The 26,077-nt window shown below is 61.5% G+C and carries 20 protein-coding genes; 3 read left to right on the top strand and 17 right to left on the bottom strand.

Going from position 1 to position 26,077, the window contains the following annotated elements; genetic code table 11:
• Window positions 1-103 precede the first annotated feature (103 nt).
• A complete protein-coding gene (locus tag GKKCFE_RS00475) occupies window positions 104-2,011 on the top strand; it encodes a methyl-accepting chemotaxis protein (RefSeq protein ID WP_445578076.1) in 1,908 nt (635 codons plus the stop codon).
• 406 nt (window positions 2,012-2,417) lie between these two features.
• Entirely contained in the window at window positions 2,418-2,759 is a 342-nt protein-coding gene (locus tag GKKCFE_RS00470; RefSeq protein ID WP_139048866.1) for a DUF6124 family protein, read from the top strand.
• 83 nt (window positions 2,760-2,842) lie between these two features.
• Here GKKCFE_RS00470 and mdoH read toward each other — a convergent pair whose 3' ends face one another.
• From mdoH to hutC, 17 genes are all read right to left on the bottom strand, one after another.
• Window positions 2,843-5,413, bottom strand: a complete 2,571-nt coding sequence (gene mdoH, locus GKKCFE_RS00465; protein WP_188251794.1) for a glucans biosynthesis glucosyltransferase MdoH — start codon at window positions 5,411-5,413, stop codon at window positions 2,843-2,845.
• Window positions 5,406-7,145, bottom strand: a complete 1,740-nt coding sequence (locus GKKCFE_RS00460; RefSeq protein ID WP_218277732.1) for a glucan biosynthesis protein G — start codon at window positions 7,143-7,145, stop codon at window positions 5,406-5,408. Before GKKCFE_RS00460 ends, mdoH begins: the two co-directional genes overlap by 8 nt.
• Before the next feature lie 350 nt (window positions 7,146-7,495).
• A complete protein-coding gene (dtd, locus tag GKKCFE_RS00455; RefSeq protein WP_139048863.1) occupies window positions 7,496-7,933 on the bottom strand; it encodes a D-aminoacyl-tRNA deacylase in 438 nt (145 codons plus the stop codon).
• Window positions 7,930-8,901: a prolyl aminopeptidase gene (gene pip, locus GKKCFE_RS00450; protein WP_092401505.1), complete on the bottom strand. Its 972-nt coding sequence runs from the start codon at window positions 8,899-8,901 to the stop codon at window positions 7,930-7,932. The genes dtd and pip overlap by 4 nt, the downstream gene beginning before the upstream one ends.
• Window positions 8,902-9,006: 105 nt before the next feature.
• Window positions 9,007-9,921, bottom strand: coding sequence for an alpha/beta hydrolase (locus GKKCFE_RS00445; protein ID WP_445577363.1), 915 nt, complete (start codon window positions 9,919-9,921; stop codon window positions 9,007-9,009).
• Window positions 9,922-10,025: 104 nt separating this feature from the next.
• Entirely contained in the window at window positions 10,026-10,973 is a 948-nt protein-coding gene (locus tag GKKCFE_RS00440; RefSeq protein ID WP_139048861.1) for a choline ABC transporter substrate-binding protein, read from the bottom strand.
• A gap of 207 nt (window positions 10,974-11,180) precedes the next feature.
• Window positions 11,181-11,984, bottom strand: a complete 804-nt coding sequence (gene hutG / locus GKKCFE_RS00435; RefSeq protein ID WP_445577362.1) for an N-formylglutamate deformylase — start codon at window positions 11,982-11,984, stop codon at window positions 11,181-11,183.
• A gap of 11 nt (window positions 11,985-11,995) precedes the next feature.
• Window positions 11,996-13,198: an imidazolonepropionase gene (gene hutI, locus GKKCFE_RS00430; protein ID WP_445577361.1), complete on the bottom strand. Its 1,203-nt coding sequence runs from the start codon at window positions 13,196-13,198 to the stop codon at window positions 11,996-11,998.
• Between the two features lie 126 nt (window positions 13,199-13,324).
• Window positions 13,325-14,857 carry a histidine ammonia-lyase gene (hutH, locus tag GKKCFE_RS00425; protein WP_047226936.1) on the bottom strand — a complete coding sequence of 511 codons (1,533 nt, stop codon included), beginning with the start codon at window positions 14,855-14,857 and terminating at the stop codon, window positions 13,325-13,327.
• Window positions 14,858-14,972: 115 nt separating this feature from the next.
• Entirely contained in the window at window positions 14,973-16,496 is a 1,524-nt protein-coding gene (gene hutH / locus GKKCFE_RS00420; RefSeq protein WP_445577360.1) for a histidine ammonia-lyase, read from the bottom strand.
• Window positions 16,497-16,666: 170 nt separating this feature from the next.
• A complete protein-coding gene (locus GKKCFE_RS00415) occupies window positions 16,667-17,497 on the bottom strand; it encodes a quaternary amine ABC transporter ATP-binding protein (protein WP_052915294.1) in 831 nt (276 codons plus the stop codon).
• Entirely contained in the window at window positions 17,494-18,345 is an 852-nt protein-coding gene (locus GKKCFE_RS00410; RefSeq protein ID WP_047226934.1) for an ABC transporter permease, read from the bottom strand. The genes GKKCFE_RS00415 and GKKCFE_RS00410 overlap by 4 nt, the downstream gene beginning before the upstream one ends.
• A gap of 70 nt (window positions 18,346-18,415) precedes the next feature.
• Window positions 18,416-19,384, bottom strand: a complete 969-nt coding sequence (locus tag GKKCFE_RS00405; RefSeq protein ID WP_047226933.1) for an ABC transporter substrate-binding protein — start codon at window positions 19,382-19,384, stop codon at window positions 18,416-18,418.
• A gap of 69 nt (window positions 19,385-19,453) precedes the next feature.
• A complete protein-coding gene (locus GKKCFE_RS00400) occupies window positions 19,454-20,920 on the bottom strand; it encodes a purine-cytosine permease family protein (protein ID WP_107323042.1) in 1,467 nt (488 codons plus the stop codon).
• Between the two features lie 137 nt (window positions 20,921-21,057).
• Window positions 21,058-22,746: a urocanate hydratase gene (gene hutU, locus GKKCFE_RS00395; RefSeq protein ID WP_047226931.1), complete on the bottom strand. Its 1,689-nt coding sequence runs from the start codon at window positions 22,744-22,746 to the stop codon at window positions 21,058-21,060.
• Window positions 22,747-23,192: 446 nt separating this feature from the next.
• Window positions 23,193-23,762, bottom strand: a complete 570-nt coding sequence (locus tag GKKCFE_RS00390; protein ID WP_107323306.1) for a HutD/Ves family protein — start codon at window positions 23,760-23,762, stop codon at window positions 23,193-23,195.
• Window positions 23,762-24,472 carry a histidine utilization repressor gene (gene hutC / locus GKKCFE_RS00385; protein ID WP_178129683.1) on the bottom strand — a complete coding sequence of 237 codons (711 nt, stop codon included), beginning with the start codon at window positions 24,470-24,472 and terminating at the stop codon, window positions 23,762-23,764. Before hutC ends, GKKCFE_RS00390 begins: the two co-directional genes overlap by 1 nt.
• Before the next feature lie 144 nt (window positions 24,473-24,616).
• On the opposite strand from hutC, the gene GKKCFE_RS00380 reads away from it, so the two are divergent.
• On the top strand, window positions 24,617-25,981 hold the full coding sequence (locus tag GKKCFE_RS00380) for a formimidoylglutamate deiminase (protein ID WP_445577359.1): 1,365 nt from the start codon (window positions 24,617-24,619) through the stop codon (window positions 25,979-25,981).
• Window positions 25,982-26,077 lie beyond the last annotated feature (96 nt).

Genomic DNA, 26,077 nt, shown 5'->3' with positions numbered 1-26,077 from the left:
GCACCAGGATCCTCAGTTCATTTCTACAGATCCCTCCCGCCCCGCCGATACAGCTCCCATAAAACCAATTCAGTGCAGCAAGGGAGAAATCAGCATGTTCCGAATGCTTACCCAGAGTCTGGGAAACGTAAGCGTCAATCGCAAACTCGGCTTCGGCTTCGGTCTGGTGCTATTTCTAACCTTGATGATCGCTTTCACCGGCTGGAGCGGCTTGGGCAATGTCATCAGCCGTGGCGACAAGCTGGGCTACATTTCCAGCCTGAACGAGTTGAGCAAGGACCTGCGCCTGGCACGCCTGGACTACTACACCACGCGGGGTGAAAACGGTCCGCAGGAAGTCAACGATCTGCTTGCCAAACTCGAGACCGGCCTGACCGCAGCCCGCCAGATGATCGAGCAGCCGGCCGACGTGGCACTGATCGACAAACAACTGGCCGCTGTGGCCGAGTACAAAAGCGCCTTCGCCGAGATGGCCAGCGCCACCGTCAGCCGCGAAGATGCCCGCAGCAAACTCGGCGCCAGCGCCGACAACGCCGTGGCCCGCGTCGCCGAGGTTGAAAAAGCCACGCTGCAAAGCGAGAACGTCGCCCAGTTCAACAGCGTGGTATCCCTGAGCAAGGCGATCCAGCAAGCGCGTTATCAGGTTCGCGGCTACACCTACAGCGGTAAGAACGAAGCCCAGCAACCGGCCCTTGACGCCATTACCGATGCCCTCAAACTTCTCGCACGCCTACCGGCGCAGTTGCCTGAGGAGCACTCCGCCAACCTGCAGCAAGCCAGCGATTCGATCAACGCCTACCGTGCGGCGGTCAGTCAGTTTCGCGATTCCCAGCTTGATACCGCCGCGGCGCTCAAGCGCATGACCGAGCAAGGCGAAGTATTGCTTGAGTCCAGCAAAAGCCTGACCGTGTCCCAGACCGCCGTGCGCGACCAGGACGCCGCCCAGGCCAAGACCGTCCTGGTATCGGCTGCCGTGCTGGCCATGTTGTTCGGCGTGATCGCAGCATTGGTCATCACCCGGCAGATCGTCGGCCCGCTGGACCAGACCCTCAAAGTCGCCGAGCGCATTGCCGCGGGCGACCTGACCCACAACCTCACCTCCGAGCGCCGCGACGAACTGGGCCAATTGCAGCGCGCCATGCAGAGCATGACCGTGGGCCTGCGGCAATTGATCGGCGGCATCAGCGACGGCGTGACGCAAATCGCCAGCGCCGCCGAACAACTCTCGGCCGTGACCGAACAGACCAGCGCCGGGGTCAACAGCCAGAAAGTGGAAACCGACCAGGTCGCCACCGCCATGCACGAAATGACCGCCACAGTGCAAGAAGTGGCGCGCAATGCCGAGGAAGCTTCCGAAGCGGCCGTCGCGGCTGACCAGCAGGCACGCGAGGGTGAAAAAGTGGTCGGCGAAGCCATCGCCCAGATCGAACGCCTGGCCCTCGAAGTGGGTAACTCCACCACAGCCATGGGCGACCTCAAGCGCGAAAGCGACAAGATCGGCAGCGTACTGGACGTGATCAAGTCCGTAGCCCAGCAAACCAACCTGCTGGCCCTCAACGCGGCCATCGAAGCGGCCCGTGCGGGCGAAGCCGGACGTGGTTTTGCGGTGGTGGCTGACGAGGTCCGCAGCCTGGCCCAGCGCACTCAGAAGTCCACTGAAGAAATCGAAGAACTGATCGTCGGCCTGCAGTCGGGCACCGAGCAGGTCGCGACCATCATGGACAACAGCCGCACCCTGACTGACAACAGCGTCGAACTGACCCGCCGCGCCGGTGGATCCCTGGAAAACATCACCCGCACGGTCTCGGCCATTCAGTCGATGAACCAGCAGATCGCCGCTGCGGCCGAGCAGCAGAGTGCCGTGGCCGAGGAGATCAACCGCAGCGTGCTGAATGTGCGCGATGTGTCGGAGCAAACTGCGTCGTCCAGTGAAGAGACGGCCGCTTCGAGCGCTGAATTGGCGCGGTTGGGGGTTCATTTGCAGACGTTGGTGGGGCGGTTCAGGGTTTGACCCGGTGTGGTGTTAGGGTTGTGTGAATATCCGTTACCTAAATAACGGATATACCTACAAAAATACTGCGCCCCACAATCCGTCATCCCAAGGCTACGGAGCCTTGCACCATTGCCTACAACTACGCCAGAATCCGCCGGCTTGTGCGCCTGGGGCCTGGGGCCTAACGTTTGCAGGTCGCTGTCAGTTCAGCGATCGGGTTTAGCAGCCTGGACAATCCTAGACGTACGCTCCCACATGCGTGAGCAGGTTTCAGTGCCTGTACATTTATGTCATGGCGGTTGTGCGTGGGAGACCTACGGGTCTGCCGGGTTCTAGGGTCCCGGTCTGCTAACCCGCGTACAGCTGCCACCCTTCTCGTTTAGCAGCGATAGCTGGCGGCTCCACTACCCTAGGAGCGTCAACCATGTACAAGGTCACACCCAACCCACCAGCACCAGAAACCGACCCCAGGAAAATCCAGGAAGCCACCGATCGCGCGCTCGACTTCTACCTGAACCCCAAACAGACCAGCCCCGAAGACGAACAGCCACCGGGCCAGCTCTTCAAGGTAGTGGATGGCATCGACACCGAAAGCCTGCTCGCCAACCTCAGCGAAACCCTGGCTTCAGCCGATGCAATGGTCAGCGACCTGGCATTCGACCTGAAAGGCTCACGGCGCCATATCGCCCTTGGCATTCAGCAACTGATCGAGTTGAGTGGCTTGTTGGCGAGTCGAGTGCTGGATAAGGTCAATACACAACCCTGACCGCACCACGGGCAGTACTCACATACTCAAACAGCCCCCAACAAAAAGCCCCGCTTCCTTTCAGAAGCGGGGCTTTTTGCGTATCAGGCCAGTTGAGGCTGTGCGCTCATGGGCTGAAGCGGTAGTAGCGGTGCGTGAGGATCGGCCTTGACCGATGCACGCCACGCCGCCAGCCATTCGGTATGCCCCTCGCTCCAGACCTGCTCATGCAGGCGGGACAGGGCCACCGGGTCGCTCAGCAGCGCCAGTCGCTCGCTGTTGTTCAGGCCCGCCGGACCAACCTTGAGGGCATGACGAACCCGTTCGATCCGCAGCCATTCGATCGGCTCGGCCTGGCCGTGACGCGAGGTGGCCAGCGCAAAGGCCAGGGCGTTCTGTTGCGGATCGACCACTGCACGGATGAAACCGTCGTTCAGCGCATGCCAACGGTTTTCATGAGTGTACTGGTCAGTCGACAGCAGTTCCTGTGGCGGTGCGTATTCCTCGGGGATCAGGAACAGGCTTTCATCCCGGGACTTCAAGCCAAGGCCCACTCGGCTGGAGATCACCGACACCGGGATCGACAGCATCAGCGAACCGACGATCGGCACCAACCACCACAAAAAGCTCGGGTTCAGCCAGATCACCAGCAAGGCCCAGAAGAAGCCCAGCAGGGTTTGCGGGCCGTGGCGCTTGACGGCTTCGCTCCAGGGCGTGGAGTCGTCGTCACGTTTGGGCGAGTTCCAGGTAGCGGCCCAACCCAGGAAGGCGGCGAGCACGAAGCGGGTGTGGAAAATCATCCGCACCGGCGCCAGCAGCATGGAGAACAACATCTCCAGCAGCATCGACATCGTTACTTTGAACTTGCCACCAAACTCTTTCGCGCCCTTGGCCCAGATCAGGATGATGCTCAGCAGCTTGGGCAGGAACAGCAACACGATGGTGGTGGAGAACAGCGCGATGGCTTTTTCCGGATGCCACTGCGGCCACAACGGGTACAACTGGCGTGGCTCGAGGAAATATTGCGGTTCCATCAGCGTGTTCACCGCCAGCAGCGCGGTGGATAGCACCAGGAAGAAGAACCACAGCGGTGCGGACAGATAGGACATCACGCCAGTCAGGAATACCGCGCGATGCACCGGGTGCATGCCCTTGACCAGAAACAGCCGGAAGTTCATCAGGTTACCGTGGCACCAGCGACGGTCACGCTTGAGTTCGTCCAGCAGGTTCGGCGGCAACTCTTCATAGCTGCCCGGCAAGTCATAGGCAATCCAGACGCCCCAGCCGGCACGGCGCATCAGCGCTGCTTCAACGAAGTCGTGGGACAGGATGGCCCCGGCGAACGCCCCTTTACCAGGCAACGGCGCCAGGGCGCAGTGCTCGATGAACGGCTTCATGCGGATGATCGCGTTGTGACCCCAGTAGTGGGATTCCCCCAACTGCCAGAAGTGCAGGCCGGCGGTGAACAGCGGACCGTACACCCGAGTGGCGAATTGCTGCATGCGCGCATACAGCGTGTCCATGCCCGAGGCGCGTGGCGCGGTCTGGATGATGCCGGCATCCGGCGTGGCTTCCATCAAGCGCACCAGGCTGGTCAGGCACTCGCCGCTCATCACGCTGTCGGCGTCGAGCACGACCATGTACTTGTAGTCACTGCCCCAGCGACGGCAAAAGTCGTCGAGGTTACCGCTCTTGCGCTTGACGCGACGACGACGGCGGCGATAGAAAATCTTGCCAAAGCCCCCGGCTTCACGGCAGACGTCCAGCCAGGCTTGCTGCTCGGCGACACAGATATCGGTTTCGTTACTGTCGCTGAGTACGAAGAAGTCGAAACGATCCAGGTCCCCGGTGGCCGCAACCGACTCGAACGTGGCGCGCAAACCGGCGAACACTCGCGGCACGTCCTCGTTGCAGATCGGCATCACCAGCGCGGTGCGGGCGTCCTTGGGAATCGGCTCGTTGCCGGCACTGGCACCGGAGATGCGGTACTTGTCGTGACCGGTGAGCAGCTCGAGAAACCCCATCAGCGCCGTCCAGAAACCGGCCGATACCCAGCAGAACAGGATCCCGAACAGAATCAGGATGCTGGTCTGCAAAGCATAGGGCAGCACCTGGGTAGCGGTCTGCAACAGCGGCTGGTGCAGGACTTCGTCCAGGTCCACCAACGACCAGCCCTGGTACGGCATGATGCCCTTCATGTACCAGCCGGCGACGATGGTCTGGCCGAGCATCAGGATCAGCAGGATATAGCGACGGATCGAACCCACGGTGCGCCAGCGTGCGTGTGGCAGCACGCGCTCGTCCTTGGGTGGCTTCGGCGGGTTGGTGCGACCTGTCAGGCGACGCCAGGCGCGCACCAGGATATTGGTGCGCCACGGCTCCGGTACCACCTTGGTCCGACGAATCGGCGGCGTGGCTTTGAGACAGACACGCCCGCTGGCGTCGAGCGCCAGCATTTCGGCGTCTTCGAGTTCTTCGGCGGTGCTCAGGGTCAGCCGACGACCCACCGAGGCTTGCGCCGCCTCGGTGGGTGCATCGAAGGTCGACGACGAAAGGCGCTCGTGCAACTCGCTGAAAGACTTGCAGCCCGCCAGCTCGGCACGCTGCGCATCGGTCATGGGCAAATGGGCCAGATACTCGCTGAGCGTCTCTGGCTGTACTGGAGTATTACTCATCGGCTGGCAACTGATAGCTCCAGGTCTCGGTCAGGACTTGTTCAGTCGGTTCCGGTTCCTGCGGGGTTGGGGTCGACTCAGCGGCAGTGGACGCGTTGTCGGCCTTGGCTTCTTTTTCCTGCTCTTTTTCTTGCGCGGTTTCCTTATCGCTCTGCTGCCTGGCGACCTTGTCAGCCTTGGCAAGGGTCGTGGTCACCGCATGGGACGCGGCCGGCGCTTCAACCGGAACCAGCGGACGGACCAGCGCGGCGCGCAATTCAGTGGACTGTTTCGGGTCTTTGATCTTCAGTCGCAGGGTCAGGCGCCAGCCCTTGGTTTCAGGGTTGTAACGCACATTATTCTCGACGATCTCGCCGTTTTCGCCGACGCTCACCTGACTACGCACTTCGGCGTCTTCCGGCAGGGCTTGCAGGGAAGGACCTTCGAAGTCCACCAGATAAGCCACGCTGCCGTCCGGCTGACGGATCAGGTTGGACTGCTTCACGTCACCGGTCGAACGCAGGGTCTGCTTGACCCAGGCGCTGTCCGGCGAATGCAGGTTGGCTTCGTCGAGGGTCCAGTGCAGGCGATAGGCGAAGTCCAGCGGCTGACCTGGCTCAGGCAGCTTTTCCGGGCTCCAGAACGCCACGATGTTGTCGTTGGTTTCGTCAGCGGTCGGAATTTCAACCAGATCGACGGAACCCTTGCCCCAATCGCCTTTCGGTTCGATCCAGGCACTTGGACGCTTGTCGTAGCGGTCATCGAGGTCTTCGTAGTGGCTGAAGTCACGACCGCGTTGCAGCAGGCCGAAACCACGCGGGTTTTCTACCGAGAAGTTGCTCACGGCCAGGTGTTTCGGGTTGTTCAACGGGCGCCAGATCCACTCGCCGTTGCCGGCATGGATCGACAAGCCGCTGGAGTCGTGCAGCTCTCGACGGTAGTTCAGGATCTTGGACGGCTGGTTGGCGCCGAACAGGAACATGCTGGTCAACGGAGCAATGCCCAGCTTGGTGACGCGATCTCGCAGGAACACGCGCGACTTCACGTCGACGACGGTGTCGGTGCCCGGACGCAGGATCATGCGATAGGCACCGGTAGCCCGTGGCGAATCCAGCAGGGCGAAGATCACCAGGTGCTTATCGGTCGGCTTCGGACGCTGGATCCAGAACTCGCGAAAGCGCGGGAATTCCTCACCCGATGGCAGGGCGGTATCGATGGCCAGGCCACGGGCGGACAAGCCATAAACCTGACCCTTGCCGATGACGCGGAAGTAGCTCGCGCCCAGCATGGTCATGATTTCGTCTTGCTTGTCGGCCTTGTTGATCGGGTACAGCACGCGAAAACCCGCGTAGCCCAGTTTCTCCGTGGACTTGGGATCGAACTTGACGTCACCGAAATCGAAGCGCGTCGGGTCATACTTGATTTCATCGACGGTGGTCGCGGTGATCTCGTTGATCTTCACCGGCGTGTCGAAATGCATGCCTTGGTGATAGAAGGACAGCCTGAACGGCGTCTTCTGATCGGCCCACTCGGCTTTTTCGGTGCGGAAACGGATTTTTTGATAGTCAGCGAATTTCATTTCGCGGAATTCGTTCGGCAGATTGCTGCGCGGGGCTTCGAATTTTTGCCCGGCCAGTTCTTGAGCCTTCGCCGATACATCATCCAGGCTGAATGCCCACAGTTGGCCCGCGCCAAACAGGCACAGCAGGGCCGAGCCCGCTACCAGAGCGTTTCTAAACCGTTTGGCAGTCATTTTTGGTGCATTACAGGGACTAACAATCACGAGCAACCCTCGCCGAAAACAGATCAAAAAACCAACGGCCAGATAAAGTATCTGCACGGTATCGGCATTGAAAAACCGCACCTGCAGGCCACTCTTGCCAAGTTGGCGAGCATTGTTCCGACTCCGATGGGACAAAATGATTCCCCAAACGGCCCAGGACAAGTCTCTACCTAAGTCAAATGGACCAGCGAACGCTGGTCCCCCGTAGCGCGCGATTATCTAGTAGCCCGCGTGACAACGCATCAGGGGTAACAAAGTATTTATCGAGAAAACTCACTGTTTTGCCTCGAAACAGGACCGAAAAGATGTTTCAAACACTTTCAGACCTGTAACAGGAAGGTTACCGGGCCGTCGTTAACCAGATGCACCTGCATGTCGGCGCCGAATCTACCTGATGCCACAGTGCCATGCACCTGTTTCGCTTGGGTGAGCAGATAGTCAAAGAGTTCCTCGCCCAAGGCCGGAGGTGCGGCCGTCGAAAAGCTCGGGCGTAATCCGCTTTTGGTGTCCGCCGCCAGGGTGAACTGCGACACCAACAGCAAGCCACCACCGACATCTGCCAAGGACAGGTTCATCTTGCCATCAGCGTCGCTGAACACCCTGTAGTTCAGCAGCTTGTGCAGCAGCTTGTCGGCGCTGGCCCGGGTGTCCTCGGGCTCGACCGCTATCAGGACCAGCAGGCCTTGGTCCACCGCGCCAACGACTTCCCCTGCAACCTCGACCCGGGCGCCGCGGACCCGCTGCAACAAGCCCTTCATGCTTCTTCGGGCGGCAGGTCGAGCAGACGCCGGGCCATTTGTGCCGCGGCGCGCACCAAAGCATCGGTGATACCCGGCTCCGAAGCGGCGTGACCGGCGTCGCGGATCACCTGCAGTTCGCTGTTGGGCCAGTTCTGATGCAGTTCCCAGGCATTGTCCAGCGGGCAGATCACGTCGTAGCGGCCGTGCACGATGACGCCCGGCAGATGGGCGATCTTGCCCATGTCACGGATCAACTGGTTGGGTTCGAGAAAAGCGTTGTTGGTGAAGTAATGACACTCGATCCGGGCAATCGACAACGCCCGCTGCGGCTCGGAGAAGCGATCGACCACCAGCGGGTTCGGACGCAGGGTCGCCGTGCGGCCTTCCCAGGTCGACCAGGCCTTGGCCGCGTGCATCTGGGCGATCTGGTCATTGCCTGTCAGGCGTTTGTGAAAGGCGCCGAGCAGGTCGTCGCGCTCGTCCAGGGGGATCGGCGCGATGTAGTCCTGCCAGTAATCGGGGAACAGGCGACTGGCGCCGGCCTGGTAGAACCACTCGATTTCCTGCGGACGGCAGAGAAAGATCCCACGCAGAATCAGGCCATGTACCCGCTCGGGATGGGTCTGGGCGTAAGCCAAGGCCAGGGTCGAGCCCCAAGAGCCGCCAAACAGCACCCATTTTTCGATGCCCAGATGTTTGCGGATGCGCTCCAGGTCTTCGACCAGATCCCAAGTGGTGTTGTTTTCAAGGCTGGCATGAGGGGTGGAGCGGCCACAGCCGCGCTGGTCGAAGGTAACGATGCGGTACAGGTTCGGATCGAAGTAGCGACGGCTCTGGGCATCGCAACCGGCACCCGGGCCACCGTGAATGAACACCACAGGCAGGCCTTCCGGGGAACCGCTTTCATCGACATAGAGCGTGTGGGTGTCATCGACAGCCAGATCGTGCCGGGCATGAGGTTTGATCTGCGGGTACAAAGTCTGCATTGCGCGCTCCGTAAGGGGTCGAGTCATCCCTGGGGGGACTTCTATTTAATCTGCCGTCCGGCATCATAAACCCGAATTACCCGAATGAGCATGTCCCCTGCGCAGTCAAAGCGTGTCAGCCAGATACGCCAGCAGTGTGCGATACATCTGATCGACCTCCGGCACTTGGCCCCGGCCACGTAAACAGCCGTGAACCAATCCTCCCCCGACATACAGCACAGCATCCACACCTGCGCTGTTCAGCCGCTCGCTGTAAAGGACACCATCGTCGCGCAACGGGTCCCATTGCGCCACGACGACCAGCGCTGGCGGCAGGCCGCTCAGGTCATCGGCGAGCAACGGCATGGCGAGGGAAGACGGTTGAGCGTCGCTCAGATAGAGGGCGTGATAACTGTCCAGATCGCTGCTGCTCAACAGTGGCGCATCGGCACATTCGCGCCGCGAGGGCAGATGGGCCGGGCCACCGAGGGCGGGATAAATCAGCACCTGACCCCGTGGCAGCGCTTGCCCGGCATCGCGCAAGGCCAGGCATAACGCGGCGGCGAGATTGCCTCCGGCGCTGTCACCGGCCACCAGCCGACGGCGAGGGTCGATGGCAAAGGGGGTGGCCGCCAGGTGATGCCACACCGTGAGGCAATCTTCGAAACCCGCCGGAAACGGATGCTCCGGGGCCAACCGATAATCCACCGCCATGACCAGCACGTCGAGGGTCGCGGCCAGTTCCATGCAGATGAAGTCGTGGGAGTCCAGATCACCCACCACCCAGCCGCCACCGTGCAGATAAAGGATGCATGGCCAGCCTTCGGACGGCGGCGCGCTCCGAGGGCAGTAAGCCCGCACAGCTACCCCGGCCAGCTCGAAATCCTCGACTGCCAGCGCTTGCGGGCATGGCGGGGTGAAGGCCCGGCACATCTGGCTGTAGGCCTGGCGCAGACCAGGGAGGCTGTTGTCCGGGGCGTTGAAGCTCAGGGTTTGGTCGATGAAGGCGGACATTGCCTGGGAGAGTGGATAAGTAGCCATGGAACGACGCCAACATAGAGGATCGGGATGGGCGCTGATTATGTGGCGAGGGGATCTAAGCCTTGCTCCTACAGATAAATCCCCTCGCCACGATCATCTAATCGTCAATTCTTGAGACTGGCCTGCACCGCCGCCACGCCATCCTTGCCGTCAAAACTGGTCACCCCGGTGAGCCAGCGCTGCAGATCCTCGGGGTGCTCACGCAGCCATTGCCGGGCGACGTCCTGGGGTGTCTTGCGCGCCATGATCGGCACCATCAACTGGCTTTCCTGGGCGGCGGTGAAGGTGAGGTTTTCCAGCAAGCGGTTCACGTTCGGACAACGCTGGGCGTAGTCCGGCGCGGTCACGGTGGAGACCGTCGCGGCGCCTTCGTTCGGGCCGTAGACGTCTTCGCTGCCTGTCAGGTAGGTGATGTTCATATTGATGTTCATCGGGTGCGGGGTCCAGCCGACGAACACCACGAACTCCTTGCGATTCACCGCCCGCTGCACCGCCGCCAGCATCCCGGCCTCACCGGACTCGATCAGCTTGAAGTCCTTGAGGCCAAAGTGATTGGTTTCAATCATGGTCTTGATGGTGGTGTTGGCACCGCTGCCCGGCTCGATGCCGTAGATTTTTCCGCCGAGCTGCTCCTTGAACCGGGCGATGTCGGCGAAAGTCTTGAGGCCCGCTGCGGCCACGTAGTCCGGCACCGCCAGCGTGGCTTGGGCATCGGCAAGGCTTGGCTGGTCCAGGACTCTCACCTGGTTGGCCGCCAGGAACGGAGCGATGTTGTTGTCCATCGCCGGTTTCCAGTAGCCCAGGAAGATATCGAGACGCTTGTCACGGATGCCGGCGAAGATGATCTGCTGCACGGCGCTGGTCTGTTTGCTTTCATAACCCAGCCCCGTGAGCAACACATCGGCCATGCCACTGGTGGCGATCACGTCGGTCCAGTTGACCACGCCCATGCGCACGGTCTGGCAGGACGCCGGCTCGGCGGCCATTGCCCCGCTGCTCAGGATGACGGTACCGCAGAGGATCGACAGACAGCGTTTGAACAGTCTTTTCATCGGGAAGGTCTCGTGCGGCAGCGATTATTGTAGGTCGGTGTCTTAGTGCACCGTGACCCGAACATTACGCAGCGTCGAGGGGCTGAAGATGAACTGTGGCGACCCGGTTTTGCACGGTGGCGACCGTTCCCCTGCGAGGCTCAAGGACACATCTATCTGTGGGAGCAAGCCTTGCTCCCACACCCCCCTAGCCCCAGGAAACAGGCATTATTTCTTGTAGGCCTGCTGCCCCCACGCCAGCAAGCCTTCCAGCAATTCCCTGAGCACCACCTGGGTCGGTTCCGCCAGATCCGCACGGTAGTTGAACGGCTCGAACTCTTCCATGTAGGTGCTCTGGCACAGTTCCAGTTGCACCGCGTGGATGTCCTCAGCCGGGTTGCCGTAGTGCCGCGTGATATGTCCGCCCTTGAAACGTCCGTTGAGCACGTGGGTAAATTCGCCGTGGCGGGCGCAGATGGCTTCGAGCTGGTGGGCCAGCGCCGGGGCGCAACTGGCGCCGTTGAAGGTGCCGAGGTTGAAGTCCGGCAACTTGCCGTCGAACAGGTGTGGGATCACCGAACGGATCGAGTGGGCGTCGAACAGCAAGGCATAGCCGAATTCGGCCTTGAGCCGCGCCAGTTCCTGCCGCAGGGTCTGGTGGTAAGGCACCCAGATCTGTTGCAGATAAGTCGCCCGCTCCGCGGCGGACGGCTCCAGCCCCTGGCGAAACAACGGTACGCCATCGAACAGGATCGAAGGATACAAACCGGTGGTGGCACCAACGTACATCGGTTTGTCATCGTCGGGGCGGTTCAGATCGATCACGAACCGTGAATATTCAGCGGCCAGGGTGCTGGCGCCCAGTTCGGCGGCGAACTCGTAAAGCTTGGGAATATGCCAGTCGGTGTCCGGCAAGCTCTGGGCCTCAGGGATCAAACCAGTCTTCACCGCCGGGGTCAGGCGCAGGCCGGCGTGGGGCATGCTGATCAACAGCGGCACGCGCCCTTGCTTGAAATTCAGGACCTTCTCCACAACCGTTCTCCTTAATCGATTTCCACGCCGTGACGCACGACGCGTTTTTCCAGATCGCCACCCAGCCAGTACGACAGGTCGGCCGGGCGGTCGATGTGCCAGGCGACAAAGTCCGCGACTTTGCCGACTTCCAGCGAACCGTGAGTGGCAGCCATGCCCAAGGCCTGGGCCGCATGAATCGTCGCCCCCGCCAGGGCCTCCTCAGGGGTCATGCGAAAGCAGGTGCAGGCCATGTTCAACATCAAGCGCAACGACAGCGCCGGCGAGGTGCCGGGGTTGAGGTCGCTGGCCACGGCGATCTTCACGCCGTGCTTGCGCAGGGCATCCATGGGCGGCAGCTGGGTTTCGCGCAGGAAATAAAATGCCCCCGGCAGCAGCACCGCCACCGTGCCGGATTCGGCCATGGCCCTGGCGTCGTCCTCGGTCATGAACTCCAGGTGATCGGCCGACAGCGCCTGATAACGGGCCGCCAGGCTTGAACCGTGCAGCGACGACAATTGTTCAGCGTGCAGCTTCACCGGCAGGCCCAGTTGTTGGGCGGTGATAAACACCCGTTCGACCTGCGCCGGGGTAAACGCCAGGTACTCGCAAAATGCATCCACCGCATCCACCAACCCTTCGGCGGCGAGGGCCGGGAGCATTTCGGTGCAGATGTGCTCGATGTAGTCATCGGCGCGATCAGCGTATTCCGGTGGCAAGGCGTGGGCCGCCAGGCACGTGCTGCGCACGCTGACCGGCAGCTGTTCACCCAGGCGACGGATGGCCCGCAGGATCTTGCGTTCGCTGGCCAGGTCAAGGCCGTAGCCGGACTTGATTTCCACCGTGGTCACGCCATCGCGCATCAGGCTTTTCAGGCGTTTGGCGGCGCTGTTGAACAGTTCATCTTCGCTGGCGGCCCGGGTAGCGCGCACGGTGCTGGCGATGCCCCCGCCGGCCGCTGCGATCTCGGCGTAGCTGACGCCCTGCAGGCGCTGTTCGAATTCACCGCTGCGGTTGCCGCCGAACACCGTGTGGGTGTGACAGTCGATCAGCCCAGGAGTGACCCAGGCGCCCTTGAGGTCGTTGACGGCCGGATAGTCACCGGCCGGCAGCTCGGCGCGCGGGCCGATCCATTGAATCAGCTCGCCGTGGGTGACGATGGCGACGTCTTCGATGATCGAGTAGACGCCCTGGGCCATGGTGGCGGCGTGGCAGTTTTGCCAGAGGGTTTTCATCCCGGTTTCCTCGTCGCATTCAAAATCGAATCGCGAGCAAGCTCGCTCCCACAAGGGCCAGGGTGTATCCCAAATGAATGTTCAACCCCTACCCCTGTGGGAGCGAGCTTGCTCGCGATGAGGTCCTTACAGGCTCGGCAACAACTGCGCCGTGACCAGCTCATTCAGGCAACGACTGGCCAATAATTCGCTCGCCGCATTGATGTCCGGCGCGAAGAACCGGTCTTTTTCATAGAACGGCACTTCTGCGCGCAAGAGGGCGCGGGCCTGCTCCAGCTTGGCAGAGGTTTTCAAACCGCCGCGCAGATCCAGCCCCTGGCACGCCGCCAGCCATTCCACCGCCAGAATCCCCCGGGTGTTCTCGGCCATTTCCCACAGCCGCTTACCGGCGGCGGGGGCCATGGACACATGGTCTTCCTGGTTGGCCGAAGTCGGCAGGCTGTCCACCGAATGGGGATGGGACAACGCCTTGTTTTCGCTGGCCAGGGCAGCAGCGGTGACCTGGGCGATCATAAAGCCCGAGTTCACCCCGCCATTGGCCACCAGAAACGGCGGCAGTTGCGACATGTGCTTGTCCATCATCAGCGAAATACGCCGCTCACTCAGCGAACCGATTTCGGCGATTGCCAGGGCCATGTTGTCAGCGGCCATTGCCACCGGCTCGGCGTGGAAGTTGCCACCGGAAATCACGTCGCCCTCGGCGGCGAACACCAGCGGGTTATCCGATACGGCGTTGGCTTCGATCACCAGCACCTCAGCGGCCTGGCGGAACTGGGTCAGACAGGCGCCCATCACTTGTGGCTGGCAGCGCAGGGAATACGGGTCCTGGACCTTGTCGCAATTCTGGTGGGAAGCGGAGACTTCGCTGCGCTCGCCCAGCAGATCGCGATAAGCAGCGGCGGCATCGATCTGGCCTTTCTGGCCGCGCGCGGCGTGAATACGCGCATCGAATGGCGAACGCGAACCGAGCACCGCTTCTACCGTCAAGCTGCCCAGAGCCAGGGCGCCGGCGAACAGGTCTTCGCCTTCGAACAGGCCACGCAGGGCAAACGCAGTGGACACCTGGGTGCCGTTGAGCAGCGCCAGTCCTTCTTTTGCAGCCAGGGTCAGCGGCGCAAGGCCGGCCACTTTCAGCGCTTCGACAGCCGGCAACCATTCACCTTTGTAACGGGCCTTGCCTTCGCCCAACAGCACCAGGGACATGTGGGCCAGCGGCGCCAGATCACCCGAAGCGCCGACCGAGCCTTTCAACGGAATGTGTGGATAGACCTCGGCATTGATCAGCGCAATCAGCGCATCGATCACCTGCCGACGGATACCGGAAAAGCCCCGGCTCAGACTATTGACCTTGAGCACCATGACCAACCGCACCAGCGCATCGCTGATCGGCTCGCCCACGCCGGCGGCATGGGACAGCACCAGAGAGCGTTGCAGGTTTTCCAGGTCTTCACTGGCGATGCGGGTCGAGGCCAGCAGACCAAAACCGGTGTTGATGCCATAGGCCGTGCGATTCTCGGCGAGAATCTGCTCCACGCAGGCGACGCTGGCTTCGATCTGCGCCGAAGCACTGGCGTCGAGGCTCAGGGTCACGGGTTGCTGATAGATGTCACGCAATTGAGCCAGGCTCAATTGGCCGGGAATCAGGTTTAAGGCAGTCATGTATTGCTCCTTTTGAGAGTTTTGTTTTCACCCGCCAGTCGCTCCGGAATGTTCCGTTATCCGTCACCCTCGCCTTTTGGGCGGTGGATGCCTTGGCACGCTGGCGGTTTTTTGATCAATTCAAATTCGGTAAAGCGTTGTGCAGCACGGCTGGATCTTTAAGCAGCGCGGCGGCGCTAGCGATGTCCGGCGCCAGCCAGCGGTCCTGGTCGTAGGCCGGCACATGTTCACGCAGCAGTTTCCAGGCAACGTCAGTGCCGGCACCGAAGCGTTGCGTCTTGAGGAATTCAAAAGCCTGGGCGGCCAGCAGGTATTCGATGGCGAGGATCTGCGTGCAGTTTTCCAGCGCCCGGTGCAGCTTCAGGGCGGCGTTGGTGCCCATGCTCAGGTGATCTTCCTGCAAGCCCGAGGTGACAAAGTTGTCGAGCACCGCCGGCTGGGCCAGTTGGCGATTTTCCGCACACAGCGACGCGGCGACGTATTGCACGATCATCATCCCCGAATTCACCCCAGGGTTGGCCACCAGAAAGGCCGGCAGGCCGCTGACGTGGGGGTTGATCAAACGGTCGAGACGACGTTCGGCGATGGAGCCGATTTCGGCCATGGCAATCGCCAGCAGATCCGCCGCCAAAGCCACCGACTGACCGTGGGGGTTGGCCTGGGACATGACCCGGAAGCTCTCCGGCGTGCCCAGCAACAGCGGGTTATCGGTGGTGGCGTTGAGTTCGGTTTCGATCTGTTGCCGGGCATGCGCCAGTTGGTCGCGAGCGGCACCGTGGACCTGAGGAATCGAGCGGATGCTCAACGCATCCTGGGTGCGAATGCCCAGGCTCGAAGCGATGACTTCGCTGCCGTCCAGCAGTGCCCGCAAGTTGACGCCGACCTGTTGCATGCCAGGGTGCGGCTTGAGGGCGATGATTTGGGCATCGAACGCCGCGATCTGCCCGCGCTGGGCCTCGAAACTCATGGCGCCGATCACGTCGGCCCATTGCAGCAACCGCGTCGCATCGGCCAGGGCCAGGCAACTGAGGCCGGTCATGCACGGCGTGCCGTTGACCAGGCACAAACCGTCCTTGGCCCCCAGTTGCACCGGTTGCAAGCCCTCTGCGGCCAGAGCCTGTTGCGCCGAGACGATTTGCCCGCGATAGCTGACATTACCAACCCCCAACAACGCGATGCTGATATGGGCCATGTGGGTCAGGTAGCCCACCGAACCCTGGGATGGCACTTGCGGGGTGATGCCGCGATTGAGCAGCGCCAGCAGGGCTTCGACCACCCGGCGATGAGTGCCGGACTTGCCCTGGCTGTAGTTGAGAATGGCCGCGCAGATAATCGCCCGGGTCTGTTCATCGGCCAGCGGCGCGCCGACGCCACAGGCATGGCTGAGCAGTGTGTTGCGCGACAGCTGGCTGAGCTGTTCGTCCTTGAGCGAGACATTGCACAGGGCACCCAGGCCGGTGTTGACGCCATAAGCGCGCTCGCCGCTTTCGACGATGCGCTGGACGATGGCCTGGGCATTGTCGATCCGCGCCCAGGCCTGGGCCGACAGCTCAAGCTCGGCACCGAAGCGGGCGACGGCGACCACATCCTGCCAACGCAACGGCGCGTCGGCGATTACGATTTTTTCAGCCTGGGACATCTTCAACCTCATGCTTATAACCTGAACATTGATGCAGCTTTACCGGCGCCATCGCGAGCAGGCTCGCTCCCACAGGGATTTCCTTTGGACACAGAATTTGTGAACAGGAGAGATCCCATTGTGGGAGCGAGCTTGCTCGCGATGGGGCCAGCCCAGCCACCACACATTCCTCAAACCACCGCCGCACGCCGCTGCACAAACCGATCAACATACTCATCCGCCGGCGAGTGCAGGATCTCTCGGGGTGTGCCGACCTGGATCAGCTTGCCATCCTTGAGAATCGCGATGCGGTTGCCGATGCGCACGGCTTCGTCGAGGTCGTGGGTGATGAACACGATGGTCTTGTGCAGGGTCTTTTGCAGTTCCAGCAACTGGTCCTGCATTTCCGCGCGGATCAGCGGGTCGAGGGCGCTGAAGGCTTCGTCCATCAGGATGATATCGGTGTCCGCCGCCAAGGCACGGGCCAGGCCCACGCGCTGGCGCATGCCGCCGGAGAGCTGGTGCGGGTATTTGTTCTCGTAGCCCTTCAGGCCCACGGTGTTGATCCAGTGCAGCGCCCGCTCAGTGCAGACCTGCTTGCTCTCGCCACGCACTTTCAAGCCATAGGCGACGTTGTCCAGCACGCTCTTGTGGGGCAACAGGCCGAAGCTCTGGAACACCATGCTGATCTTGTGCCGGCGAAATTCGCGCAGGGCTTCCATGTCCAGTTGCAGGATGTCTTCGCCGTCCACCAGGATCGCACCGCTGGTGGGGTCGATCAGCCGGTTGAAGTGCCGCACCAGGGTGGACTTGCCGGAGCCGGAAAGCCCCATGATCACGAAGATCTCACCGGTGCCAATGCTCAACGACAAGTCGTTCACACCGACCACGCAACCGGTTTCGGCCAGCACCTGGTCCTTGGTCTTGTTCTGGCGGATCAGCTCCAAAGCCTCCTTGGAGCGATTGCCGAAAATCTTGAAGACGTTCTTGACTTCGATCTTGCTGATGGCTGCGTTGTTCATTTGCTCACCTCATGCCGAGGACGACCATAGGCCTGGGTAATGCGGTCGATGACCACGGCGAGAATCACGATCGCCAGCCCGGCTTCCAGGCCGCGTCCGACGTTGAGGGTCTGGATGCCCACCAGCACATCTTCGCCCAGGCCTCGGGCGCCGATCATCGAAGCGATGACGACCATCGACAGGGCCATCATGGTGGTCTGGTTGATCCCGGCCATGATGCTTGGCAGGGCCAGGGGCAGTTGCACGCCGAACAGCTGTTGCCAACGGTTGGCGCCGAAGGCATTGATGGCTTCCATCACTTCGCCGTCCACCTGGCGAATGCCCAGGTCGGTCAGGCGAATCAATGGCGGCGCCGCGTAGATCACCGTGGCGAAAATCGCCGGGACCTTGCCCAGGCCAAACAGCATCAATACCGGAATCAGGTACACGAAGCTCGGCATGGTCTGCATGATGTCCAACAACGGCATCAACACCGAACGCAGGCGATTGCTGCGGGCCGAGAGGATGCCCAGCGGAATGCCGATCAACACCGAAATAAATGTCGCCACCAGCATCAGGGCGAGGGTCTGCATCAGTTTGTCCCACAGGCCCACCGCGCCCACCAGGAACAGCAGGCCGACAATCACCGCCGTGGTCGCGACCTTGCGGGTGGCGTGCCAGGCAATGCCGCCGACGATGGCCAGCATCAACCACCAGGGTGCCATGCGCAGCAGGCCTTCGAGGTTGACGATGGCCCACAGCAAGGTGTCGGAAATGTGCCGGAACACATCGCCGTAGTTGGTCACCAGGGAGTCGACCCAACTGTTGACCCAGTCGGCGATGGAGAAGGTAAAGCTTTCGGGAAACATAAGAGACTCTCGATCAAGTGGATGCAGTGAACGTCCCGGCCAGCCCTAGGGTTGGCCGGGTGTATTCGACCTACAGAGCCGCGTCGATTTTCTTGGCCGCGTCTTCACTGACCCAGGCGTGCCAGACTTCAGGATGTTCCTTCAGGAAGATCTTCGCCAGTTTCGGCGACTCGATCCGCTCCTTGGCCATGCGCCCGAGGTTCTGGTTGAGGATATCGATGGGCAGGTTGACCTTTTCCAGCACGGCCACCAGTTCCGGCGCTTCGTCGTGGAAGGTCTTGGACAGGCCGACCTTGATGGTCACGCTTTTGTCCACGCCCGGTTTTTCTTCCAGTTTCACCAGGTCTACCTGACCCATGAGCGGGGTTGGCGACCAGTAGTAGAACAGGATCGGCTCGCCGCGCTTGTAGCTCGACAGCACCGCCGCATCCAGGGCCGGACCGGTCCCCGGGCGGAAGTTGGTGTAGGTTTTTTCCAGGCCATAGCTTTTCAGCATTTCGCTGTTGTCCAGCTCGCAGGTCCAGCCGGCCGGGCAGTTGTAGAAGCGGCCCTTGGATGGCTCTTCCTGGTCCTTGAACACAGCGGCGTATTGGCCCAGGTCGGCGATGTTCTTCAGGCCCGGCGCCTTGGCTTCAAGCTTGCGCTTGGCGTCGCCCTCGATCACATAGCGCGGCACGTACCAGCCTTCGATGGCACCCACCACCGGGGCGCCGACGCCGACAACCTTGCCTGCCTTCTCGGCCTTGTTCCAGACTTCACTGCGACCGACCCATTCTTCGGCGAACACCTGAATGTCGTTGCTGCTCAAGGCGTTCTCCATGGTGATGGAGTTGCCTGGCAGACTGTCGGTCTTGCAGCCGTAGCCTTTTTCCAGCACCACTTGCATGACGTCGGTCAGCAACATGCCGCTTTCCCAGTTCAGACCGGCGAATTTCACCGGCTTGCCCGACTCGCACCAACCCGCCGCTTGCGTGGCGCCGGCACTGGCCAGCAGGCCCATGCAAAGCAATGTGGTCAGCAGGGTCTTGTTCGATTTCATTATGTGACGCTCCTAATCAGTGAATTGGCTTACGGCAGTCAAGAGGCATCCAGCCCTGTCAACATCCCATCAGGCCGCTTGGATGCGACCCGCCCTGCTCGGTTGTGCGTCAACCGCGTCCTGCTCGACCGGCAGGATCAATTGATCGGGTACAGCGCTGTGCCACTTCCTGGCGGCGAGGTAATACAGCACCGCCGGAACCACCAGGCCGATGATCCAGGAAATATCCACACCACCCATGGCTTCCACCAGCGGACCGGTATAGAACTTGGTGGCGATGAACGGCAGTTGAACCAGTACACCGAAGACATAGACGCTGATACCAAGGGCATTCCAACGACCGTAGCGACCGTTCGGGTCGGCCAGCGCCGGCACGTCATAGCGCTCGCGAGTGATGCAGTAGTAGTCCACCAGATTGATCGCGCTCCAAGGCGTAAAGAACGCCAGCAAGAACAGGATGAAAGACTTGAACGCACCGAGGAACGAGTGCTGACCGAGCAGCGCGATCAGGGTCGCCGCGCCGACGATGACCAGCACGAAGCCTAGACGCTGCAAGCGCGTGACGTTCAGGTGACCCCGAAAACCACTGATGATGGTCGCAATGCACATGAAGCTGCCGTAGGAGTTCAGCGTGGAGATAGTGACCTTGCCGAACGCGATGCTGAAGTACAGCAGCGCAGCGGTGGCACCGGTACCACCCAGACCAACGATGTAGGCCACTTCGTGACCCGCGAACTGCCCATTGGCCGAGGCGGCGGCAAACACGCCGAGGATCATCGCCACCTGCGCGCCGATGACTGAACCTGCGCCTGCGGCAAAAAAGGTTTTCACCGAGGAAGTCTTGCTCGGCAGGTAACGCGAATAGTCCGCCACGTAGGGGCCGAAGGCGATCTGCCAGGAAGCCGCGAGCGACACCGCAAGCAGGAAACTGCTCCAGCTGAAATGGCGGATTTGCAGGAGTGCGCCAACGTCCGTCTGGCTCATCAGGCGAGCGAACAGGTAAACAAAGGCGATCACACCAATGACGCTGGCGACACGGCCAATGAAGTGAATCACCCGATAACCGAGCACCGTGACCAGCACGATGGTACTGGCGAAAATGAGGATGCCGACACTGTCGCTGACACCAAACAACTGGCCCAGCGCCTGGCCGGAAAGCACGGTTCCGGTTGCGGTGAAACCCAGGTACATCAGGCACACCAGCACGATCGGGATAGCCGCGCCGTACACACCAAACTGCACCCGGCTGGAGATCATCTGCGGCAGGCCAAGCTTGGGCCCTTGCGCGGCATGCAACGCCATGACGCCACCGCCGAGCAGTTGGCCGATCAGCAAACCGATCAACGACCAGAACACATCACCACCCAGCACCACCGCCAATGCGCCGGTGACAATGGCAGTGATTTGCAAGTTGGCACCCATCCAGAGGGTGAACTGGCTCAACAATCGGCCGTGTCTCTCCGCTTCCGGTATGTAGTCGATCGAGCGCTTCTCGATCAACGGCTTGCTGCTTGCGCGTGTGCGGGTGACGGCCATGGTTCAACCTCTGTGGATTGCTCTGGAATTCATCCCTGTGGGAGCGAGCTTGCTCGCGATGGCGGTGGGTCGGTACCTGTTGCATCGACTGACACGCCCTCATCGCGAGCAAGCTCGTTCCCACATGGGCTCCGGGGTTACTTGCCGGTGATCATCGGCAGGTTCAGCCCCTGTTCCTTGGCGCAATCAATCGCGATCTGATAGCCAGCATCAGCATGGCGCATCACCCCAGTACCCGGATCGTTGTGCAGCACGCGGGCAATTCGCTCGGCCGCTTCGTCGGTGCCGTCGCAGACAATGACCATGCCCGAATGCTGGGAGAAGCCCATGCCGACGCCGCCGCCATGGTGCAGCGACACCCAGGTCGCGCCGCTGGCAGTGTTGAGCAAGGCGTTGAGCAACGGCCAATCGGACACGGCATCGGAACCGTCCTGCATGGCTTCGGTTTCGCGGTTGGGGCTGGCCACGGAACCGGAGTCCAGGTGGTCGCGGCCGATCACGATAGGGGCCGACAATTCGCCGCTGCGCACCATTTCGTTGAACGCCAGGCCCAGCTTGGCACGCTGGCCCAGGCCGACCCAGCAGATACGCGCCGGCAGACCCTGGAAGCTGATGCGCTCGCGGGCCATGTCCAGCCAGTTGTGCAGATGGGCGTCGTCGGGGATCAGTTCCTTGACCTTGGCGTCGGTCTTGTAGATGTCCTGCGGGTCGCCCGACAGCGCAGCCCAGCGGAACGGACCGATGCCACGGCAGAACAGCGGACGGATATACGCCGGCACGAACCCTGGGAAATCGAAGGCATTTTCGACGCCCTCTTCCTGGGCCATCTGACGGATGTTGTTGCCGTAGTCGAAGGTCGGCACGCCCATTTTCTGGAAGGCCAGCATGGCTTTGACGTGGACGGCCATCGATTGTTTGGCCGCTTTGACCACGGCAGCAGGCTCAGTCTTGGCGCGGGCGCGGTACTCGTCCCAGGTCCAGCCGGCCGGCAGGTAACCGTTGAGCGGGTCGTGGGCGCTGGTCTGGTCGGTGACCATGTCCGGGCGCACACCGCGACGGACCATTTCCGGCAGGATTTCGGCGGCGTTGCCACAGAGCGCGATGGAGATCGCCTTGCCTTCTGCGGTGTACTTCTCGATACGGGCCAGGGCGTCGTCCAGATCAGTGGCCTGTTCGTCGACATAACGAGTCTTGAGGCGGAAATCGATGCTCACCTGCTGGCATTCGATGTTCAGCGAGCAAGCACCGGCCAGGGTCGCGGCCAACGGCTGCGCACCGCCCATGCCGCCCAGGCCGGCCGTGAGGACCCAGCGCCCCTTGAGGTTGGCGTCGTAATGCTGGCGACCGGCCTCGACGAAGGTCTCGTAGGTGCCTTGGACGATGCCCTGGCTGCCGATGTAGATCCAGCTGCCGGCGGTCATCTGGCCGTACATGGCCAGACCCTTGGCGTCCAGTTCGTTGAAGTGTTCCCAACTGGCCCAGTGCGGCACCAGGTTGGAGTTGGCGATCAACACGCGAGGAGCGTTGCTGTGGGTCTTGAACACGCCCACCGGCTTGCCGGATTGCACCAGCAGGGTTTCGTCGTCGTTGAGGTTGGTCAGGCTCTCGACGATCTTGTCGTAGCACTCCCAGTTACGCGCCGCACGGCCGATGCCACCGTAGACCACCAGTTCCTTGGGGTTCTCGGCCACTTCCGGGTCGAGGTTGTTCATCAACATGCGCAGCGGCGCTTCAGTCAGCCAGCTCTTGGCGGTCAGGGTGTTACCGCGTGGGGCACGGATTTCAACGTCACGGTATTTTTCGGGTTTGCGGGTAGCGTCGGTCACAGCAAGAACTCCTCAGCGATCAATCCAGACCAGCCCAGGCAATGGGCGCGATTTCCAGGCACGTTACGTTGAGCAATGGTGACTCATACGCATACGTCTTTACTTGTATGTACAAGCATATGCAATCAGGCGGCCAACTTGATGAATGCGCGCCCAAGGAAAACGACGAGCATGGTTGTGAGTCCCGTAATTAAAGGGCTCTAGCGGAAAATGAAATTTCTGAAGGGGATTTTTGGTACTGGAAGGAAGGGCCAATAAAGCGTGGCGTTGCGCCACGCTGGGGCATTCGGTAACAAGTTGGTGCGAGTAGAAGGAACAACGTTCAGGCTTTTTGTGGCGAGGGAGCTTGCTCCCGCTGGGGTGCGAAGCAGCCCTATATTTTTTGCGACTGCTGCGCAGTCGAGCGGGAGCAAGCTCCCTCGCCACAATGGCCTACACGTCTGAGGTCAGTGAGCAGTCAGCTCGATCACACAGCACTGGCCAGCAGTTGATATCTCCAGCAATCCGGTGTTACCGCTCAGTTGCAGGCAGTCATAAAGCCCCAGTGCCTCGACAGCCGTATCAATCTTGACCCTCAGCGTCGGAGCCGCACTGAACACCAACACCGTCCCCGCCTCACTGAAAAACCGCTGCTGGCCGCCCATCCACTGCAACCGCGCGCGGTAACGCAGTGGCGCGTAGATCAGGTTGAAATCACGAATCGGCCCGCCCAGCAACGTACAGTGCACATGGCTCTCGCCGTTGAATGCAAAAGGGTCCAGCGGATGCAAAGCCCGCGTAACCTGACCATCGACGTTCAGCGTCATGCCGTCACCCTGCAAGACACTGATGACCCGCTCGTAACCGGCGAAGCTGGAAAAGCCACCCGACTCAGCAATATCGGCAATCGACAGGCGCCAGCCGAAACCGTCCAGGCCGGTACCCGCATCACGGGTAATTTCTTCGGTGCTGCCGCCGCCGTTTTTCCATGGCATGCGTGGATAATCGGCGGCGCGCAGAACTTTCATCTGCTTGATCATTTATGAAAGCGTCCTTCCAGACGATGACGGGAACCGGGGTGAATCAGGCGCGCGGCGGTTACCGGCTGACGCCCCGACCAGGTGCGGCGGCGAATCAACAGGCATGGCTCGCCCCGTTCGATCTGCAGCAGCTTGCACTCGCTCGCCTCAGCGAGAATCGCTTCAACCACGTGCTCGCCTTCGGTCAGCGGCGCAACCTGATTGAGGTAGGCGTAGGGCGTTTGCAGGGTGAAGTCCTGCTTGAGGTAGTCCGGGGCCACCAGGGCATTGACGAAACGGTCCTCGATTTGCACGGGGATGTCGTTTTCGAAATGAACGATCAGCGAATGGAATACCTTCTGGCCTTCGCGCATGTCCAGGGCCAGGGCGCGCTCGGAACCGGCGGCCTCTTCCTCCAGTGTGATGACCTTGCACGTATGGCGATGGCCTCGGGAGGCGATCTCGTCGGCAATGTTATGCACTTCGAACAACGCCGACTGGCTCTTGGGCTCGGCCACGAAGGTGCCGACGCCCTGCATGCGCACCAACAGGCCGTCGGCGGTCATCTCACGCAGGGCACGGTTGATGGTCATGCGGCTGAAACCCAGTTGGCTGACCAGTTCGCTTTCCGATGGCACGCGGTAATGCGGCGGCCAGTTTCCACTGTCGATCTGCTGGGTGATCATCAGTTTGACGCGGGCGTACAAGGGCGCCGGACTGTCGCCCATGTTTGCGGCCAGCGGCGGTTTGGCAGGCGGAGTCGGCACGGCGGTTCCTTGTTCTGCAAAAGAAGGGTGCTAGCTTGCCGGAGTTTACCGGGCAGGCAAACGTCTGTATATGTATATACAAATTACGCACGATGAGGTTGAACCATGTCCGCCTTCTTTGCCGAACGCGCGCTGCTGCCTAGTGGATGGGCCCATGATGTACGTTTTGAAGTCGACGCCAGCGGCGTCTTGACTCATATCCAGGCCGATTCCCAGGCAAACGGCGCCGAACGGCTGGGCGGGCCACTGTTGCCTGGCATGCCGAACCTGCACTCCCACGCCTTCCAGCGGGCCATGGCCGGGCTGGCGGAAGTGGCGGGCAACCCCAACGACAGTTTCTGGACCTGGCGCGACCTGATGTACCGCCTCGTCGGAAAAATCAGCCCCGATCAGCTCGGCATCATCGCCCGACAGCTGTACATCGAAATGCTCAAGGCCGGTTACACCTCGGTCGCCGAATTCCATTATGTACACCACGACACCGACGGCACGCCTTACGCCGACCCGGCGGAACTGGCCCTGCGCATCAGCCAGGCCGCCAGCGCCGCCGGCATCGGCCTGACCCTGCTGCCGGTGCTCTACAGCCATTCCGGTTTCGGTGGCCAGGCCCCCAATGACGGGCAACGTCGATTCATCAACAGCACCGAAAACTACTTGAAACTTCAGTCACGCTTGCAGCCGATCCTGGCCGGGCAACCAGCCCAGGCGCTGGGTTTGTGTTTCCACTCGCTGCGCGCCGTGACCCCCGGGCAAATCCAGGAAGTGCTGGCCGCCAGCGACCGCCATTGCCCGGTGCACATCCACATTGCCGAGCAGCAAAAGGAAGTCGACGACTGCCTGAGCTGGAGTGGCGCCCGACCGCTCCAATGGCTGTACGAAAACACCGAGGTGGATCAGCGCTGGTGCCTGGTCCACGCCACCCACGCCAATGCTCACGAAGTCAGCCTCATGGCCAGGAGCCAGGCGATTGCCGGCCTGTGCCTGACCACCGAAGCCAACCTGGGTGACGGGATTTTCCCGGCCGTGGATTTCCTCGCCCAAGGCGGACGTCTTGGGATCGGTTCCGACAGCCATGTGTCGTTGAGCGTGGTGGAAGAGCTGCGTTGGCTGGAATACGGCCAGCGTCTGCGAGATCAACGGCGCAACCGCTTGTATCGGGCCGATCAACCGATGGTCGGGCGCACTTTGTTCGATGCCGCGCTGCAAGGGGGTGCCCAGGCGTTGGGACAACCGGTCGGCGCCCTCGAAGTGGGCAAGCGCGCCGACTGGCTGGTGCTCGATGGCAACGATCCGTACCTGGCCACCGCCAACGGCGATGGGATTCTCAATCGCTGGCTGTTTGCCGGCGCAGATCGTCAGGTGCGGGATGTGATGGTCGGCGGGCAATGGGTCGTGCGTGACGGGCATCATGCCGGGGAGGAGGACAGTGCGCGGGCGTTTACCGGGGTTTTGCGCGAACTGCTGGGCTGACGCCGATAGCAACCAACGAAACGATACTGGGGCCCCTTGACGCAAGCGCCCCAGGAAACCAGGTCGCCGATTGCCGATGAGAGGCTAAGCAATGGC

It is taken from the genome of Pseudomonas sp. E141, assembly GCF_052659885.1.
Note: the sequence above shows the minus strand (reverse complement) of the source record. Positions and strands in the feature narration are given on the sequence as shown.

Excerpts from the sequence above, each read along its gene's own strand:
- GKKCFE_RS00475 (WP_445578076.1), top strand. The coding sequence starts at position 104 with ATGCTTACCCAGAGTCTGGGAAACGTAAGCGTCAATCGCAAACTCGGC.
- GKKCFE_RS00470 (WP_139048866.1), top strand. The coding sequence starts at position 2,418 with ATGTACAAGGTCACACCCAACCCACCAGCACCAGAAACCGACCCCAGG.
- mdoH (WP_188251794.1), bottom strand. The coding sequence starts at position 5,413 with ATGAGTAATACTCCAGTACAGCCAGAGACGCTCAGCGAGTATCTGGCC.
- GKKCFE_RS00460 (WP_218277732.1), bottom strand. The coding sequence starts at position 7,145 with ATGACTGCCAAACGGTTTAGAAACGCTCTGGTAGCGGGCTCGGCCCTG.
- dtd (WP_139048863.1), bottom strand. The coding sequence starts at position 7,933 with ATGAAGGGCTTGTTGCAGCGGGTCCGCGGCGCCCGGGTCGAGGTTGCA.
- pip (WP_092401505.1), bottom strand. The coding sequence starts at position 8,901 with ATGCAGACTTTGTACCCGCAGATCAAACCTCATGCCCGGCACGATCTG.
- GKKCFE_RS00445 (WP_445577363.1), bottom strand. The coding sequence starts at position 9,921 with ATGGCTACTTATCCACTCTCCCAGGCAATGTCCGCCTTCATCGACCAA.
- GKKCFE_RS00440 (WP_139048861.1), bottom strand. The coding sequence starts at position 10,973 with ATGAAAAGACTGTTCAAACGCTGTCTGTCGATCCTCTGCGGTACCGTC.
- hutI (WP_445577361.1), bottom strand. The coding sequence starts at position 13,198 with ATGAAAACCCTCTGGCAAAACTGCCACGCCGCCACCATGGCCCAGGGC.
- hutH (WP_047226936.1), bottom strand. The coding sequence starts at position 14,857 with ATGACTGCCTTAAACCTGATTCCCGGCCAATTGAGCCTGGCTCAATTG.
- hutH (WP_445577360.1), bottom strand. The coding sequence starts at position 16,496 with ATGTCCCAGGCTGAAAAAATCGTAATCGCCGACGCGCCGTTGCGTTGG.
- GKKCFE_RS00415 (WP_052915294.1), bottom strand. The coding sequence starts at position 17,497 with ATGAACAACGCAGCCATCAGCAAGATCGAAGTCAAGAACGTCTTCAAG.
- GKKCFE_RS00410 (WP_047226934.1), bottom strand. The coding sequence starts at position 18,345 with ATGTTTCCCGAAAGCTTTACCTTCTCCATCGCCGACTGGGTCAACAGT.
- GKKCFE_RS00405 (WP_047226933.1), bottom strand. The coding sequence starts at position 19,384 with ATGAAATCGAACAAGACCCTGCTGACCACATTGCTTTGCATGGGCCTG.
- GKKCFE_RS00400 (WP_107323042.1), bottom strand. The coding sequence starts at position 20,920 with ATGGCCGTCACCCGCACACGCGCAAGCAGCAAGCCGTTGATCGAGAAG.
- hutC (WP_178129683.1), bottom strand. The coding sequence starts at position 24,472 with ATGGGCGACAGTCCGGCGCCCTTGTACGCCCGCGTCAAACTGATGATC.
- GKKCFE_RS00380 (WP_445577359.1), top strand. The coding sequence starts at position 24,617 with ATGTCCGCCTTCTTTGCCGAACGCGCGCTGCTGCCTAGTGGATGGGCC.